This is a genomic window from Pseudomonas sp. G11, assembly GCF_029457515.1.
Classification (GTDB): domain Bacteria; phylum Pseudomonadota; class Gammaproteobacteria; order Pseudomonadales; family Pseudomonadaceae; genus Aquipseudomonas; species Aquipseudomonas gorinensis.
Window position 1 is genome coordinate 4,048,961 of sequence record NZ_CP120377.1, and the last position, 14,564, is coordinate 4,063,524.

11 protein-coding genes are annotated in these 14,564 nt (G+C 62.1%); 4 read left to right on the forward strand and 7 right to left on the reverse strand.

Annotation, left to right across the window (positions count from 1 at the left end):
• Window positions 1-8 precede the first annotated feature (8 nt).
• The 3 genes from P2T68_RS18740 to P2T68_RS18750 form a co-directional block, all read right to left on the reverse strand.
• The gene (locus P2T68_RS18740) at window positions 9-350 is read right to left on the reverse strand and encodes an NAD(P) transhydrogenase subunit alpha (RefSeq protein ID WP_024075505.1); all 342 of its coding nucleotides are present in this window, start codon (window positions 348-350) and stop codon (window positions 9-11) included.
• Window positions 347-1,483, reverse strand: a complete 1,137-nt coding sequence (locus tag P2T68_RS18745; protein ID WP_024075506.1) for an NAD(P) transhydrogenase subunit alpha — start codon at window positions 1,481-1,483, stop codon at window positions 347-349. The genes P2T68_RS18740 and P2T68_RS18745 overlap by 4 nt, the downstream gene beginning before the upstream one ends.
• Window positions 1,484-1,546: 63 nt before the next feature.
• On the reverse strand, window positions 1,547-2,929 hold the full coding sequence (locus P2T68_RS18750) for an NAD-dependent succinate-semialdehyde dehydrogenase (protein WP_277377997.1): 1,383 nt from the start codon (window positions 2,927-2,929) through the stop codon (window positions 1,547-1,549).
• A gap of 398 nt (window positions 2,930-3,327) precedes the next feature.
• Between P2T68_RS18750 and P2T68_RS18755 the strand changes: the two genes are divergently transcribed.
• Entirely contained in the window at window positions 3,328-5,181 is a 1,854-nt protein-coding gene (locus P2T68_RS18755) for a response regulator (RefSeq protein WP_277377998.1), read from the forward strand.
• 411 nt (window positions 5,182-5,592) lie between these two features.
• Here the strand turns inward: P2T68_RS18755 and P2T68_RS18760 are convergent, their stop codons facing one another.
• The 3 genes from P2T68_RS18760 to P2T68_RS18770 form a co-directional block, all read right to left on the reverse strand.
• Window positions 5,593-6,282, reverse strand: coding sequence for a BON domain-containing protein (locus P2T68_RS18760; RefSeq protein ID WP_024075509.1), 690 nt, complete (start codon window positions 6,280-6,282; stop codon window positions 5,593-5,595).
• 121 nt (window positions 6,283-6,403) lie between these two features.
• Window positions 6,404-7,786 carry an MBL fold metallo-hydrolase gene (locus P2T68_RS18765; RefSeq protein ID WP_069076084.1) on the reverse strand — a complete coding sequence of 461 codons (1,383 nt, stop codon included), beginning with the start codon at window positions 7,784-7,786 and terminating at the stop codon, window positions 6,404-6,406.
• Between the two features lie 35 nt (window positions 7,787-7,821).
• Window positions 7,822-8,742 carry a universal stress protein gene (locus P2T68_RS18770; protein WP_024075511.1) on the reverse strand — a complete coding sequence of 307 codons (921 nt, stop codon included), beginning with the start codon at window positions 8,740-8,742 and terminating at the stop codon, window positions 7,822-7,824.
• 295 nt (window positions 8,743-9,037) lie between these two features.
• Between P2T68_RS18770 and P2T68_RS18775 the strand changes: the two genes are divergently transcribed.
• The 3 genes from P2T68_RS18775 (at window position 9,038) to P2T68_RS18785 (ending at window position 12,040) form a co-directional block, all read left to right on the forward strand.
• Entirely contained in the window at window positions 9,038-9,685 is a 648-nt protein-coding gene (locus P2T68_RS18775; RefSeq protein WP_024075512.1) for a BON domain-containing protein, read from the forward strand.
• 79 nt (window positions 9,686-9,764) lie between these two features.
• The gene (gene ftsH, locus P2T68_RS18780; RefSeq protein WP_193689314.1) at window positions 9,765-11,606 is read left to right on the forward strand and encodes an ATP-dependent zinc metalloprotease FtsH; all 1,842 of its coding nucleotides are present in this window, start codon (window positions 9,765-9,767) and stop codon (window positions 11,604-11,606) included.
• Between the two features lie 8 nt (window positions 11,607-11,614).
• On the forward strand, window positions 11,615-12,040 hold the full coding sequence (locus P2T68_RS18785; RefSeq protein ID WP_024075514.1) for a potassium channel family protein: 426 nt from the start codon (window positions 11,615-11,617) through the stop codon (window positions 12,038-12,040).
• Between the two features lie 11 nt (window positions 12,041-12,051).
• On the opposite strand, the gene P2T68_RS18790 is transcribed toward P2T68_RS18785, so the two are convergent.
• Entirely contained in the window at window positions 12,052-14,421 is a 2,370-nt protein-coding gene (locus P2T68_RS18790) for a phosphoketolase family protein (RefSeq protein WP_069076081.1), read from the reverse strand.
• Window positions 14,422-14,564: the final 143 nt, after the last annotated feature.

Here is a 14,564-nt window from a genome sequence, read left to right on the forward strand (position 1 = left end):
ATCAAACCTCAGGCCTTCTCAGCCTTGCGGGTGGCGGAGTGATGGGCTTTGCGCCGCTTGGGCTCCGGTGCGCTGGTCTGGAACATGGCGAGCATCCGGCCGGTGACGGCGTACCCGCCCGCTGCATTCCCCGCCCCGAGCAGCACCGCGACGAACCCGGCCACTTGCTCTGGCAGTGTCGCGGCGTCGAGCAAGCCGATCAGGCCACCGATCACCACGATGCCGTGGATAAAGTTCGAGCCCGACATCAACGGTGTATGCAGGATCGCCGGGACCCGGCCAATGATGACCCAGCCGGCAAACGCGGCGAGCATGAAAATATACAGGCCGATAAAACCAACGTTGCTCATGAGGTTTTCTCCTTGGGCGCATCTGTCGGGCTCAGCGGTGGCATGAGTTTGCCGGCGTGGGTGAGCGCCGTTTGCGCCAGTAACGGATCGTCCCAATCAATGTGGATGACGTTGTTTTTCAACATCAGCGCCAAGAGGTTGAACTGGTTTTTCGCATACAGCAGGCTGGCGTCCTGGCTCAAGGACGAAGGCAGGTTCAACGGCGCCAACAGCGTGACCTGACCGACCTTGACGGTCTGGCCGGGGACGCAGCCCTCGCAGTTGCCCCCGCCTTCGGCGCCCAGGTCGACGATCACGGCGCCAGGCTTCATCCCGGCGAGCTGTGCGGCGCTGATCAGGCGTGGTGAAGGCCGCCCCGGTACGGCCGCCGTGGTAATCACCAGGTCTGCCCGTTGGATATGCTCAGTCAGCACGAGCGCGACCTGGTGTTTTTCCGCGTCACTCAACTCCCGTGCATAACCGCCTTTGCCCCGCGCATCGACCCCCACGTCGACAAAACTGGCGCCCAGGGAGCGCGCCTGCTCGGCGGTTTCCGGGCGCACGTCGTACCCTTCGACCACCGCGCCCAACCGATGCGCGGTGGCGATGGCCTCCAGCCCCGCGACACCCAGGCCCAGCACCAGCACCCGAGCAGGCCCGACGATGCCGGCCGCGGTGGTGACCTTTGGCAGTATGCGAGACAGATGCACCGACCCCAGTTGCACGGCGTAGTACCCCGACAATGCCGATTGGCTGGACAACGCGTCCATCGACTGGGCCCGCGTGGTCCGCGGCAGCCGCTCCATGGCAAAACACGTGATTTGGCGCTCCAGCAAGCGTTGCACCAGGGCCGGGTTGTTCTGCGCATACACAAAACACAGGAGCAGCGAGCCCGGCTTCATTTTGCCGACCACCTCCTGCGAAGGTGCCTGCACGGCGAGGACCACATCGGCCTCATGCAGCCACTGCCCGTTGCCGGAGACGAACACCACGTCCGTATAAGCCGCGTCGGGCAGGAAGCTCGCGTCCCCTGCCCCCGTTTGCATATGCAGCTTGGCGCCCAATGCACATAACTTCGCACACAGGCTCGGTACCAGGGCCACCCGCCGTTCGTGCGGGTGGGTTTCTTTCATCACAGCCACATTGACGTACATCGCGCGCTCCATGGGGGGCGCCCGCCTGTGTGCGGGCGCCCGGGATAGGGACGGGATAAGGCTTCAGACCGGTGCCTGGGCCGACACGTAACGCACGAGTTTCTTATTGACGAACTGTTGGATGCCCATGTCGCCCAGTTCGCGGCCATAGCCCGAATCCTTGATACCGCCAAAGGGCAGTTCGGCATCGCTCCAACTGATGTTGTTGATAAACATCATGCCGGTCTCGATCCGGCTGGCCACCCGACGTCCCCGCTCCACATCACGGGTGAACACCGACCCGCCGAGGCCAAAGTCGGAATCGTTTGCCAGGGCGATCGCGGCTTCTTCGTCCTTGACGCGGAAAAACAGCGCCACGGGGCCGAAGAACTCGTCGCGGAATGCCGGATTGTCGGGGGCGATATCGGTAAGGATGGTCGGGGTCATGAATGAACCGGCGCGATCGATACGCCCGCCCCCCAGCAGCACCCGTGCCCCGTGGGCCGTCGCCGTGTGCACCTGGCCAAGTAACTGCAACAAGGCTGCTTCCGAAGACAGCGGGCCCAGGGTGGTGCTTTCCTCCATGGGGTCACCGGGTTTCAAGGCCGCAAGCCCGGCCTTGAAGCCTTCCAGGAAGGCATCGGCCATGGATTCGACGACAATGAAGCGTTTTGCCGCGCAGCAGGTCTGCCCGCAGTTATACATCCGCCCCCAGATCGCCCATTTGATCGCCAGGTCCAGGTCAGCGTCCTCAAGCACAATGAACGCATCGCTGCCCCCCAGCTCCATGGAGGACGGCTTCAGGCTCTGTCCCGCCCACGACGCCAGGCTGCGGCCAGCGGCGACACTCCCGGTCAATGCCACCCCACGCACACGCGGGTCGTCCACCACCTGCCTGGACTGCTCGTGGGATATCAGCAGGTTGGTATAGAGCCCCGCCGGTGCGCCGGCTTCGAGCAGGACCTGCTCAAAGGCAATCGCACATTGCGGCACACAACCGGCATGCTTGATCACCAGCACGTTACCGGCCATCAAGTGCGGGCCCGCCACGCGCGCCAACTGATAGAAGGGAAAGTTCCACGGTTCGACGCCGAAGACCACGCCGATGGGGCTGCTCTCCATATGCGCCTCGCCCGCACTCGGCTCCAGCGCCTGCGGCGCCAGGAAGCGCTCGGCGTTCTTGGCGTAGTACGCCATGATATCGGCGCTGAACTTGACTTCGCCGCGGGCCTCGTTGATTCGCTTGCCCATCTCCAATGTGATCTTACGGGCCAGGGTGTCGAAGCGCTGATGCATCAATTCAGCCGCTTTGGCGATGACCGAAGCGCGTTGGGCATACGTCTTGGTTTTCCACGTCGCGTAGCACTGCGCCGCGACGGCCAGTTTGCGCTCCAGTTGCTCAGCCGTCAGCGTATCGAATTGTGCGAGCAACTCGCCGTTGTATGGATTGATCGTCGTGTAAGCCATAACGGTTGCCTTCCCCTCAAATTGAGTCATTCAACGCAGAGCGCACGGCCTGCATCCGCCCTGCCCATAAGCCTGGATTACGATGGTCGCTATGGGGGCAGGTGACTAGCGTCGGAATCTACCCATAAGCCTTTATCAAGGGCTGCTGGCGGGTGATGGCCGAGCACCTTAACGGTGCCGGGGGCGCACTTCGGTGGTGCGCAGACGAGCGAGTTGACGTCTCGCACAGGCTGGTGTCGCGCTTCGTCTTTACGCGCTGTTGATTGGCGCCAGGCAGAAGGCCCTGGTAGAGGTGGGAGCTCGGAAAATACTTACATAGATCAATTAAAGCGTCGGACAAACCGCATAGGATTGCGCGGCAGGCAACGCACCATCGGGTCTTGTCAGGAGGGTTAGTCATGCACGTCAACCAATCCATGTCGGAGGACGCCTTACCGCACACGGTATCTGGGAGTGCACCGCCTGCGGCTCAACAACCCTTGGCCCTCAAGACCACGCCCAGCGTCGAACGCTTGCGCGGTATCGACCAGACACTTCGCCAGACAGCACAGTTGGTCTCACTGATCACGGGGCAGCTCGAGGCGAATGAGCTGAATCCGGCGACACCTGCCCAAGGGCTGCTTGAACAGTTGGATGCCACGGTGGAGCACTTGTTGAGCCGGTTCAACACCCCGCTCGACCTGCCCTCCTCCCTCACCGAGAGAGATCGGCACGATGCCGTGGACTTCCCCGTGCAAACCCTGTTCAAGGCACTGGCCCAAGACTGTTTACCGTTGGCCGTCGCCCGGCGCATCAAACTGCGGATCGTGCCGTGTTCGGCATGGGTCAGGAGCCTTCCCGAGGGCCTCAGGCAAGTACTGAGCAGCCTGATGTACAACCTCATGCACGCGAACCGCAACAGTCGCCTGACGCTGGGCGCCCGGCGCCATCGGCAATGGCTGAGCCTGGAACTGTGGTGTTCGGGCTGTGAAAGCCGCGAGGCCGCCTTGCGCATCGTGTCGATGCCTGTGCATGCGCCCTTCCTGCCGGATGCCTATGGCCGCGCGGGCGCGCTTTCAACCTATGAGTTGAGCGCAATGCTGGGGGCGCAGTTGCAGGTCCGGTACTCGCCCGGAAAAGCCACGCTCATTTCCATCAGCGTGCCGTCAGCGCGGTCGTCGGTACGCCCAAAAAACGCGATCAAACCGCCGATCACGGCGTCCCATCGGCTGTTGCTGGTTGTCGAGCCGCAGGCCCTGCTCCGCGAGATGCTGTGCTGCGGCTTAGGTTCGTTGGGCTATCAAACGGCTGCGGTCAGTGATGGTGCCGCCGCGTTGGCGTGGCTGGCACGCTCAGGTCTCCAGCCTGACCTGGTCTTGACCGAACATGCGCTGGCCCCCGCCATGGACGGTGTGCAGTTGGTGCAGCGACTGCGCGATCAATTCAACCGAACCACGCCGGCTATCGTACTGACCGCCGACACCCAGCGGCAGGTTGCCCACGCGGTCCTCGCCGCCGATTGCATGCTGCTGCGCAAACCCGTGAGCTTGAATACGCTGCGCGCAACCCTCGGTACCGCACTGAGCGCGGCAGCCACAGGCCATGCGCCAGGTGCCCTGCCGGCGTCTTCGGGCGCGGTGATCTACGTCGTGGACGAGGACGAGGCGTTGCGCAACAACTTGCGCAGGGTATTGGAGGCCCAAGGTTACCCCGTGCGTGACGCTGCTGGCGCCGAGCAGTTTTTCGAGCGCTATCCCGGCGATCAACGGGGCTGCCTGGTGATTGAAGCACGCCCCTCCGGCATCAGCGGGCTGGAGGTGGTTGGGCGTCTGAGGGCACGGGGGGACGAGTTGCCCATCATCATGATCAGTGGCAACAGCCGCGTCGCGGATGTCGTGGATGCGATGAAGGCCGGCGTGTGCGACTTCATCGAAAAGCCGTTCCGTTACCAGCAGCTATTGACCAGCCTGACAAACGCCTTGGCCAACCAAGCGGATACCCAGGGCTTCAAGGCGCTTCGCCAGGCCGCCATTGACCATATCAGTCACCTGACTCCCCGCCAGCGCCAAATCATGGAGATGGTCCTGGACGGCCACCCCAGCAAGAACATTGCATTTGAGCTGGGTATCAGCCAAAGGACGGTTGAGAAGCATCGCGCGTCGATCATGAGCCGGACCGAAGCCAAATCGATTCCCGAACTGGCTCGCATCGCCCTGGCGGCCGGTGAAAAAGCCCTTTCAGCCGCGGTTCATGGTAAGGGGCTCACCCCGTGAGCATGATTTTCAGGCCCTGACAAATTCCCCAGTGGTGAGCGGGCTTGCCCCGCGTTGGGCTGCGCAGCAGCCCCAAAGCCAGGCACTGCGGTGCGTCAGTTAAAAACCCATCGCCGGTAATAGGGCCGCTTCGCGCCCCAACGCGGGGCAAGCCCTAATGCCGTTCAGTTAAGGGTACATCGCCTTCTGTAGGAGCGAGCTTGCTCGCGAAAAACGTCAACGATAACGCGTGTTTCCTGAGTGAACGCGGCGCCTGTGAGTTCTTCGCGAGCAAGCTCGCTCCTACAAAAAAGCCTTAACTGAACGGCATTAGGGCAAGCCCGCTCACCACAACAAGCCCGCTCGCCACAGACAAGCCCGCGCGCCACAGTAAGCGCCCTCGCCACGGAGGGAGATCCGCTGCCCCGTGAGTCAAGCCGCGCCACCTGGGCCATTCGTTTGTTGGGCGGTGGGCGCGACCACCAGGTTGTCGACAACCTTCTGCACCCCGGCCGTGCTCGAGGCCGTCAAACGCGCCATGTCGCGTTCGGGAAGCGACCCGACAACGCCCGAAAGCGTGACGTCCCCGCCGTCCACGCGCACATCGATACCGTGGGCGTCAATAATCGCTCTGCGGCGAAACGCTGATTCGATATCGGTCTTGATGGTTTGCGCAGAGGCATGGGTCTTGACCACGATATCGTTGCTGATCCCCTTGATCCCCGGCAGATAGCGCACTGCATATCCTGCCGCCTGGCGCTGATGCTCCGAATCGACTTCACCGCTGAGTACCAGCCAGCCATCCGTCACACTGATGTTGACGCGGTGTTCCGCCAGCGAGGTGTTCCCTTGCAACGCTGAAGCGACCGCGGCGACCAGATCGCTGTCGGTACGCACATGGCTGGAAGGCAGAACCACGTCGATGCGGTTGATCAGGTCCACGACGCCAGCCACATGCGCCACAGCCTGTTCGGCGTGCCAGCGCTCGGCATGACTGGTGACATTGCCAGAGAGCGTGACGATACCATCGGACACCTGGACCAGAATCTGATCGGCTTTCAGCGCCAGGTCCCAGTTCAGTTCGTCGATCACCTGCTGCCTCAGCTTTTCATCGCTATTCATAAAAAAGCTCCGGAATGTTTGCAAACGTCTCAAGCCGCCCAAGCGTAGCGCGTTGCCACCCGCCCGAGCAGGTCGGAAAGTACCTATTCCAAGCACTACCCCGACGCCGCACGTACGTGCGCTAAGCGCTCAATTGCCGCTCCACGGCGGGCAGTTCCACACAGTCCCGATACTCAGGTACCGACACCGACCAGCCCAGCTCCTGGCTGATGCGCCGACGCAGCACATCCGAGGCGTTGGGTTCACCGTGGACGACATAGGTATGTTTCGGCGCGCGCTTGAAGCCGCGCAGCCATTGCATGATTTCATCGGCATCGGCGTGGGCAGAGAGGGTTTGCATGGGCACGACCTCTGCGCGGATCGGCACGTCCTGGCCATGGATACGGACCGACGGCGCGCCGGCGACAATCTGTGCGCCGCGTGTGCCGCCGGCCTGGAAGCCGGGGACCAACAGGGTGTTGAGCGGGTTGGGCGCCAGCGCCTTGAGGTGGTGCAGCACACGCCCACCGGTGGCCATGCCACTGGCGGCAATGATGATCGCCGGGGTGCGTTGCTGGTCCAGGTCAATCGACTGTTGCACGGAACACACGAAGTGCGTGCCATCGCACATGCCCTGGCACTCTTCCAGCGACAACCGATGCTCCGACCGAAAGCGCTGGTACAAACGGGTGACGTCCGTTGCCATCGGGCTATTGAGGTAGATCGGCAGGTCCGGGATCGCATGCCGTTGTTTCAGGCGATACAAGTGATACATCAGCAGTTGCGCGCGCCCGACGGCAAACGACGGTACCAGGGTGATACCGTGGCGCAGCGCGGTGCGGGTGATTACTTGCGCCAATTGTTCCTCGGGCGGCTCCACGGGGTGTTGACGATCGCCATAGGTCGACTCCACCAGCAGATAGTCGGTTTGCTCGATGGTTTGCGGGGCGAACATCAAGGGATCGTTCGGGCGCCCCAGGTCACCGGAACACACCAGCGTGACGCCATCGGCAACGATTTCGATCGTCGCCGCACCAAGAATATGCCCGGCATCACGCAGCAGGATGCTCAAGCCTGGGGCAATCGCGACGCGGTGCTGCAGTTCGATCGGCCGCAGCAGTTTCAATGCCCGCTCGGCGTCCTGTTCGGTGTAGAGCGGCAAGGCCGGAGTGTGCTTGGAGAACCCGTGGCGGTTGGCGAACTCGGCCTCTTCTTCCTGCAAGCGGCCGCTGTCGCGCAGCAGGATTTTGGCCAGTTCACAGGTGGCGGGTGTGGCGTATACGGGGCCGCGATAGCCATTGCGTACCAGCAGCGGCAGGTAGCCGCTGTGGTCCAGGTGGGCATGTGTCAGCACGATAGCGTGCAGGTCGCGCGCCGGCAGCTGGAACGCATCCCAGTTGTGCAGGCGCAGTTGCTTGTAGCCCTGGAACAGGCCGCAATCGACCAGGATGTGCAGGTCTCGATGCTCCAGCAGGTATTTGCTGCCGGTGACCGTGCCAGCGGCCCCCAGAAATGTCATGCGCATGCTTGTCTCCTTGATCGTTTAAAAAATGGGCCGTTTCAATCAGACCGGGGCAGCGGCTTGACGATCATCAAACTGCAGGACGTGCGGTTCAGCACGCTTTCGGCGGTGCTGCCCAGCATCCGATCGAGCCGGTCGCGATAGACCGTGCCGAGCACGACCACATCGAAGGCATGCTGGCGGGCGAACTGGCTGATCACTTTGTGGGGCATGCCGCTGAGCACATGTTGGCGTTTTTTTTCGATGCCATGGCGTTCGGCAAGCTCATCAAAGGCTTCCGCCTGGGCGTCGTTGACGGCTTCGCTCAAACTGCTTTCCAGGCTGTGGGTAGGCACGCTCAGGGCCGTATCGCCCACCACCGCCCAGTTGCTGACATTCAACAGATGCAGTTGCGCTTCGCAGGCCCGCGCCCAGGTGGACGCCATTTCGACGACGCGCTCGTTCAGCCCGAAGGTCAGCTCTTCCAGGTGTGACAGATCAACGGCGGCGAGCACTTTCAACGGCTTTGGGCGCTTGGCGTTGGTCACCAGGTGCAGGCAGGCCGGGCAGTCGCGCAGCAACAGCCAATCCAGGGGGCGGTGGAAGGTGCGCTCGAGCGCCGAAACATGTTCCACATCCTTGACCACCAGGTCCGGGTGGAAGTCGTTCACGTAGTCCAGCACCTGCGACAGGCTTGGCTTGGCCCATACCACCTCACTGGTCATCTGCAACCCGGTGCGCCGCAGGAAACGTATCTGCTGTTCCAGCCAGTGACGGTGGACCTGCAGGTAGCCTTCCCTGGCCTGGGCCATCGCGTCATGGTCAAACACGCCAGCCAGCGCCAGCGGCGTGACATAGTCGAACGCCACAATATGCAGCAATGCCCCGCTGGCAGTGGCCAGTGCCTGAGCCCGATCAAAGGCAGGGGTGCGCGTCATCTCGGAGGGTGCGATCAATAAGATACGTTTGAGTTTGAGCATCACATACCTCAATCCGGGCCGGCGTTACCGCCTGACTGCCACTCAACTGCCTGTCGAGCCCCATGCCCCCTTCATCCAGATTGAAAAAGTCGTGGTTGAAGTATCAGACCCGGAAAGGTACGCACTCTGATTTTTGTCAAATAATGGCTGGCTTTCACGTAAACCGTGGATCGACCTGCGGCTCACTCACCCCTTGTTGATATAGCTCAATGATTTCCCGCGGCGCGGGCGTAGAAACCAGTGACTGGCCACTGACGGCCCGTCATGAGCCACGAACTGGACGGAGGACACCATCATGAGCGACTTGAGTTTGCGCAAAGCCATTTTGGAAGAGCTGGAGTTCCAACCACAGATCGATGCAGCCAACATCGGTGTTGCCGTGGAAAAAGGCGTAGTCACGCTGACCGGACATGTCAGCAGTTATGATCAAAAAGTCCGCGCCGAACGCGCGGTCAAAGCCGTCAAAGGCGTGCGCGCCGTCGCCGAGGAGATCCAGGTCCGGCTGAACAAAGGCGCCGGCACTGCGGACGACACCATCGCCGCCCGCGCCCTGAGCATCATCAGTTGGAGCGCCGACGTGCCTCCCAATGCCGTTAAAGTCATCGTTCAACACGGCTGGATCACCCTTGAAGGGGAAGTTGACTGGCAATACCAGAAGGAAACCGTAGAAAAAGCGGTGCGCAAGCTATCCGGCGTACTCGGCGTAGACAATCGGCTGACCCTGAGCCCCCGAGTGGACATCGTCGATATCCGCAAACGCATCGAAGAAGCGCTCAAGCGCAATGCCGAAGTGGACGCCAAGGATATTCACGTCAGGGTCGACGGTGATGTGGTCAGGCTCGACGGCAAGGTGCACCTGTGGCGTGAGCGCAAGCTCGTGGAGCGGGCGGCCTGGTCGGTGCCTGGCGTCAGGCGGGTGGAAGATCACTTGCTGCTTGCATGAGGTGAGGAATGCCCCAGGGTATCAACCGGGGCATTCAACGGTTGTGTCTGCTTTGCGTGCCTTTTTTTGAGTCAAGGTCATGAAAAAGAACCATCAATGGAACCTGTCTTACTTTCTGACCGCGTTTGTCGTGTTCACCGTTGCGCAGTTTCTGTGGATGGAACATCGGGTGGTGCAAAGCATCCCCTACAGTCAGTTTCTGCAATTGTTGAACGAGCAGAAAGTCAGCGACCTGCTGGTCGAAAAAGACCAGATCAGCGGCAAGCTGCAGGTACCGATCGATGGCCACAACCTGTTCTCCACCGTGCGGGTCGACCCCGCGCTGGCCGCGAACCTGGCGCAATCGGGGGCGAGCTTTACCGGGGTCAATGACAATACCTTTTTGAACGGCCTGCTGGGCTGGCTGCTGCCTTTTGTCCTGATCATGGTGGTCTGGCACTTCCTGTTTCGTGGCGTCGCGGAAAAACAGGGCCTTGGCGGGCTGATGAACATCGGCAAGTCGAGGGCCAAGGTGTTTGTCCAACGGGACACCGGGGTCACCTTCGCGGATGTCGCCGGCATCGACGAGGCCAAGGCCGAACTGGTGGAAATCGTCTCGTTCCTCAAGGACAAGGACAAGTACGCACGGTTGGGGGCGCATATTCCCAAAGGCACGCTGCTGGTCGGCCCGCCAGGCACCGGCAAGACCCTGGTGGCCAAGGCCATTGCGGGCGAGGCCGGGGTGCCGTTTTTCTCGATCTCGGGTTCGGAGTTCGTCGAAATGTTCGTGGGCGTCGGCGCCGCGCGGGTCCATGACCTGTTCGAACAGGCGCGGGGGGCCGCCCCCTGCATCATTTTCATCGATGAACTGGATGCCTTGGGCAAGATGCGCGGCGTCGGGGTCCTGGGCGGCAATGACGAAAAAGAGCAGACCCTTAACCAGCTGTTGGCCGAACTGGACGGCTTCGACCCCCGTGAAGGCGTGGTGCTGCTGGCCGCGACCAATCGCCCGGAAGTGCTCGACCCGGCGCTGTTGCGCGCCGGCCGGATCGACCGCCAGGTCCTGATCGATCGACCCGACCGCAAAGGTCGACAGGCGATCCTCAAGGTCCACTTGCAAAAAATCACCGTGGACCCCGCGCTCGACAGCGAACAGATTGCCGACATCACCACCGGTTTCACCGGCGCCGACCTGGCCAACCTGGTCAACGAGGCGGCGATTGTGGCCACCCGCCGTGGCGCCAACACGGTCGGCCTGGAGGATTTCACCGCGGCCGTGGAACGTCTGGTCGCCGGCCTCGAACGCAAGAGCAGCGTGTTACGCCCGGAAGAACGCCAGGTCGTGGCCTACCACGAGATGGGCCATGCCCTGGCGGCGAGTCACCTGCCGGACATGGACCCGGTGCACAAGGTCTCCATCGTGCCGCGGGCCATTGGCTCCCTGGGCTACACCTTGCAACGCCCGACCGAAGACCACTTCCTGATCAGTTGCCAGATGCTCAAGGACCGCATGGTCGTGCTGATGGCCGGGCGTGCCGCCGAGTTTCTGATTTACGGTCAGATCTCCACCGGGGCCGCCGATGACCTGGCCCACGCGACGGATATCGCCCGGCAGTTGGCGACCCGCTTCGGCATGAGTGCCGAACTGGGTCAAGCAGTGCTGGAGCGCCAGAATATGACGTACCTGGGTGAGCGCATGCAGGGCAGCGGCGAGAAGGATTATTCGGAGCAGACCGCCAGGGAAGTCGACCTGTGTATTCGTGCCCTGCTCGATGAAGCCTATGGGCGCGCCAAGGTCCTGCTCCAAGCGCACCGCGCCGACCTGGATGCCGGTGCGCACTTGTTGATGCAAAAGGAAAGCCTGACCCCGGAGGACTTCGCGCCGCTCATGCCGCAGCAGCAACGGGCACCGCTGAGCATCGGTTCCGACGCCCCCCACTGAGGCTTGCCATGCTGGCTGTCACCCTGATCAACATGCTGGTGGTCATCCTGGCCGTGGTCATTCACTACGAATGCCTGTTGCGGCTGAACGACTGGCTGCCGCGGCTCAGGGTCTGGAGCCGCTTCAGGATGGTCATCGGGGTCTTTGGTGCCCTGCTGGCGCACGCTATCGAAGTGTGGTGCTTTGCGCTGGCTTATTACCTGATGACGCGCTATGGCGAATGGGGCCGCCTGTCGGGGCGCTTCGACGGCTCGTTCATGGACTGTGTGTACTTTTCCTTTACCACCTACACCACGATCGGTTTCGGTGACATCACCCCCGTGGGCCATCTCAAGTACTTGACCGGCCTGCAAGCGCTGACCGGTCTGGTGCTGATCACCTGGACAGCTTCGTTTCTGTTTCTCGAAATGCAGAAGTACTGGAAACGCAAGTAGCGGCCCCTCCACTAGGTGGCCGGCGTCCATTGCCAGTTGAGGACTTCGGGCAGGTCTTCGCCATGCTCGATCAGGTGCAACTTGTGTTTCTCCATCATCGACCAATAGCGCGATTGTGCGGCGTGGCGTTGTTCCTGCAGGCGAGGTACACGCTCGACGACGTCCAGCGCCAATCGGTAGCGATCCAGGTCGTTGATCACCGCCATGTCGAACGGCGTGGTGGTGGCGCCCTCCTCCTTGAAGCCACGCACATGGAAGTTGTCATGGTTGGTGCGTTTGTACAGCAACCGGTGTACCAGCGCCGGGTAGCCGTGGAAGGCAAAGATCACCGGTTTGTCGGGGGTGAACAACTCATCGAACGCGGTATCCGACAGGCCATGGGGGTGCTGGGACGGCGATTGCAATACCATCAGGTCCACCACATTGACGACCCGTACCCGCAGGTCCGGGACGTACTCGCGCAACAAGGTCACGGCGGCCAGGGTTTCCAGGGTCGGCACGTCTCCGGCACAGGCCATGACCACATCCGGGTCCTGATCGTCACGGCAGGCCCAGCCCCAGCGACCGATCCCCGCCAGGCAATGACGCACGGCCGCGTCGATATCCAGCCACTGCCACTCCGGTTGCTTGCCCACCACAATGACATTGATGTAATTGCGGCTGCGCAGGCAGTGATCGGCCACCGACAACAGGCAGTTGGCGTCGGGAGGCAGGTAGATACGCGCCACGTCGGACTTCTTGTTGGCGACCAGGTCGATAAACCCGGGGTCCTGGTGGGAGAAGCCGTTATGGTCCTGGCGCCACACATGGGAGGTCAGCAACAGGTTGAGCGAGGCCACCGGCTTGCGCCAGGGCACGCCGGCGGCGGTTTTCAGCCATTTGGCATGCTGGTTGACCATGGAATCGACGATATGGATAAACGCCTCATAGCACGACAGCAAGCCATGGCGCCCGGTCAGCAGATAGCCCTCAAGCCAGCCTTCACAGACGTGCTCGCTGAGGATCTCCATGACCCGGCCCGAAATCGCCAGGTTCTGGTCGTCCGCCTCCAACGGGTCCATCCACGCCTTGGCGGTGACCTCGTAGACCGCGTCCAGGCGATTGGAGGCGGTTTCATCCGGGCCAAACAAGCGGAAGTTGCCGGCACCCTGGGCGTTTTTCATCACGTCGCGTAGAAAAAACCCCAGGACCCGAGTGGCCTCGGCGCGCCGGCAACCGGGCACTGGCAGTTCGACGGCGTAATCGGCAAAACGTGGCAAGTCGAGCGGGCGCAATAACAGCCCGCCGTTGGCGTGGGGGTTGGCGCTCATGCGGCGGTGTCCGGTGGGCGCCAGGGCCGCGATTTCCGGCAGCAAGGCCCCATCGGCATCAAACAGTTCGTTGGGGCGATAGCTGTTCAGCCACTCCTCCAGTTGCTGCACATGGCCCGGCACCTGGAAGTTGGCCAAGGGGACCTGGTGGGCGCGCCATGTGCCTTCGACCCGGCAGCCATCGACAAATGCCGGCCCGGTCCAGCCTTTGGGCGTGCGTAATACCAACATGGGCCACAGCTGGCGCTCCGGCGCCGCGTTGCGCCGTGGCTGGCGAGCCGCGTGCTGGATCTCGCGGATCTTCAGCAGCAGGGTGTGCAAGGTGCGGGCCAGTGCTTGATGGACCTGCGCCGGTTCATCGCCTTCTACGAAGTAGGCATCGTAGCCATACCCATACAGCAGGGCTGACAGCTCTTCTTCGCTGATCCTGGACAGGACGGTGGGGTTGGCAATCTTGTAGCCGTTGAGGTGCAGGATCGGCAGCACCGCGCCATCACGCGCCGGGTTGATGAATTTATTGGCGTGCCAACTGGCGGCCAGCGGGCCGGTTTCGGCCTCGCCGTCACCGATCACGCAAGCGACGATCAGGTCCGGGTTATCAAACACCGCGCCATAGGCGTGGGCCAGGCAGTAACCCAGTTCACCGCCTTCATGGATCGAGCCTGGGATCTGTGCCGAGACATGGCTGGAAATGCCATAGGGCCAGGAAAACTGTCGAAACAGGCGCAGCAACCCGTTGGTATTGCGCTCCACGGACGGATAGCACTCGGTGTAGGTGCCCTCCAGGTAGGTCTGCGCGACGACCGCCGGCCCGCCATGGCCGGGCCCGGCGACGAACAGCAGGTTGACATCGTACTGGGTGATCAGGCGGTTGAGGTGCGTGTAGAGCAGATTGAGCCCCGGCGTCGTGCCCCAATGCCCCAGCAAGCGCGGCTTGATGTGCGCCTGGGTCAAGGGAACCTGGAGCAAGGGGTTGCTCTTCAGGTAGATCTGCCCCACCGCCAGGTAATTGGACGCGCGCCAATACGCGTCCAGCCCTTCCAGTTCCTCGGCACTCAAGAAATCGCTCATAACCCCCTCCCTCCGCCCAGGCTCGAAACATGGATTGTCATTCGTCGATTCTGTGGGCCTCGAATGCGCGAGACTTGATGTACGTCAAGTCTTGAAGCCGGGGCTCAAGCTCAATGAACGTGGGAAGCGGGCAGACCGAACAA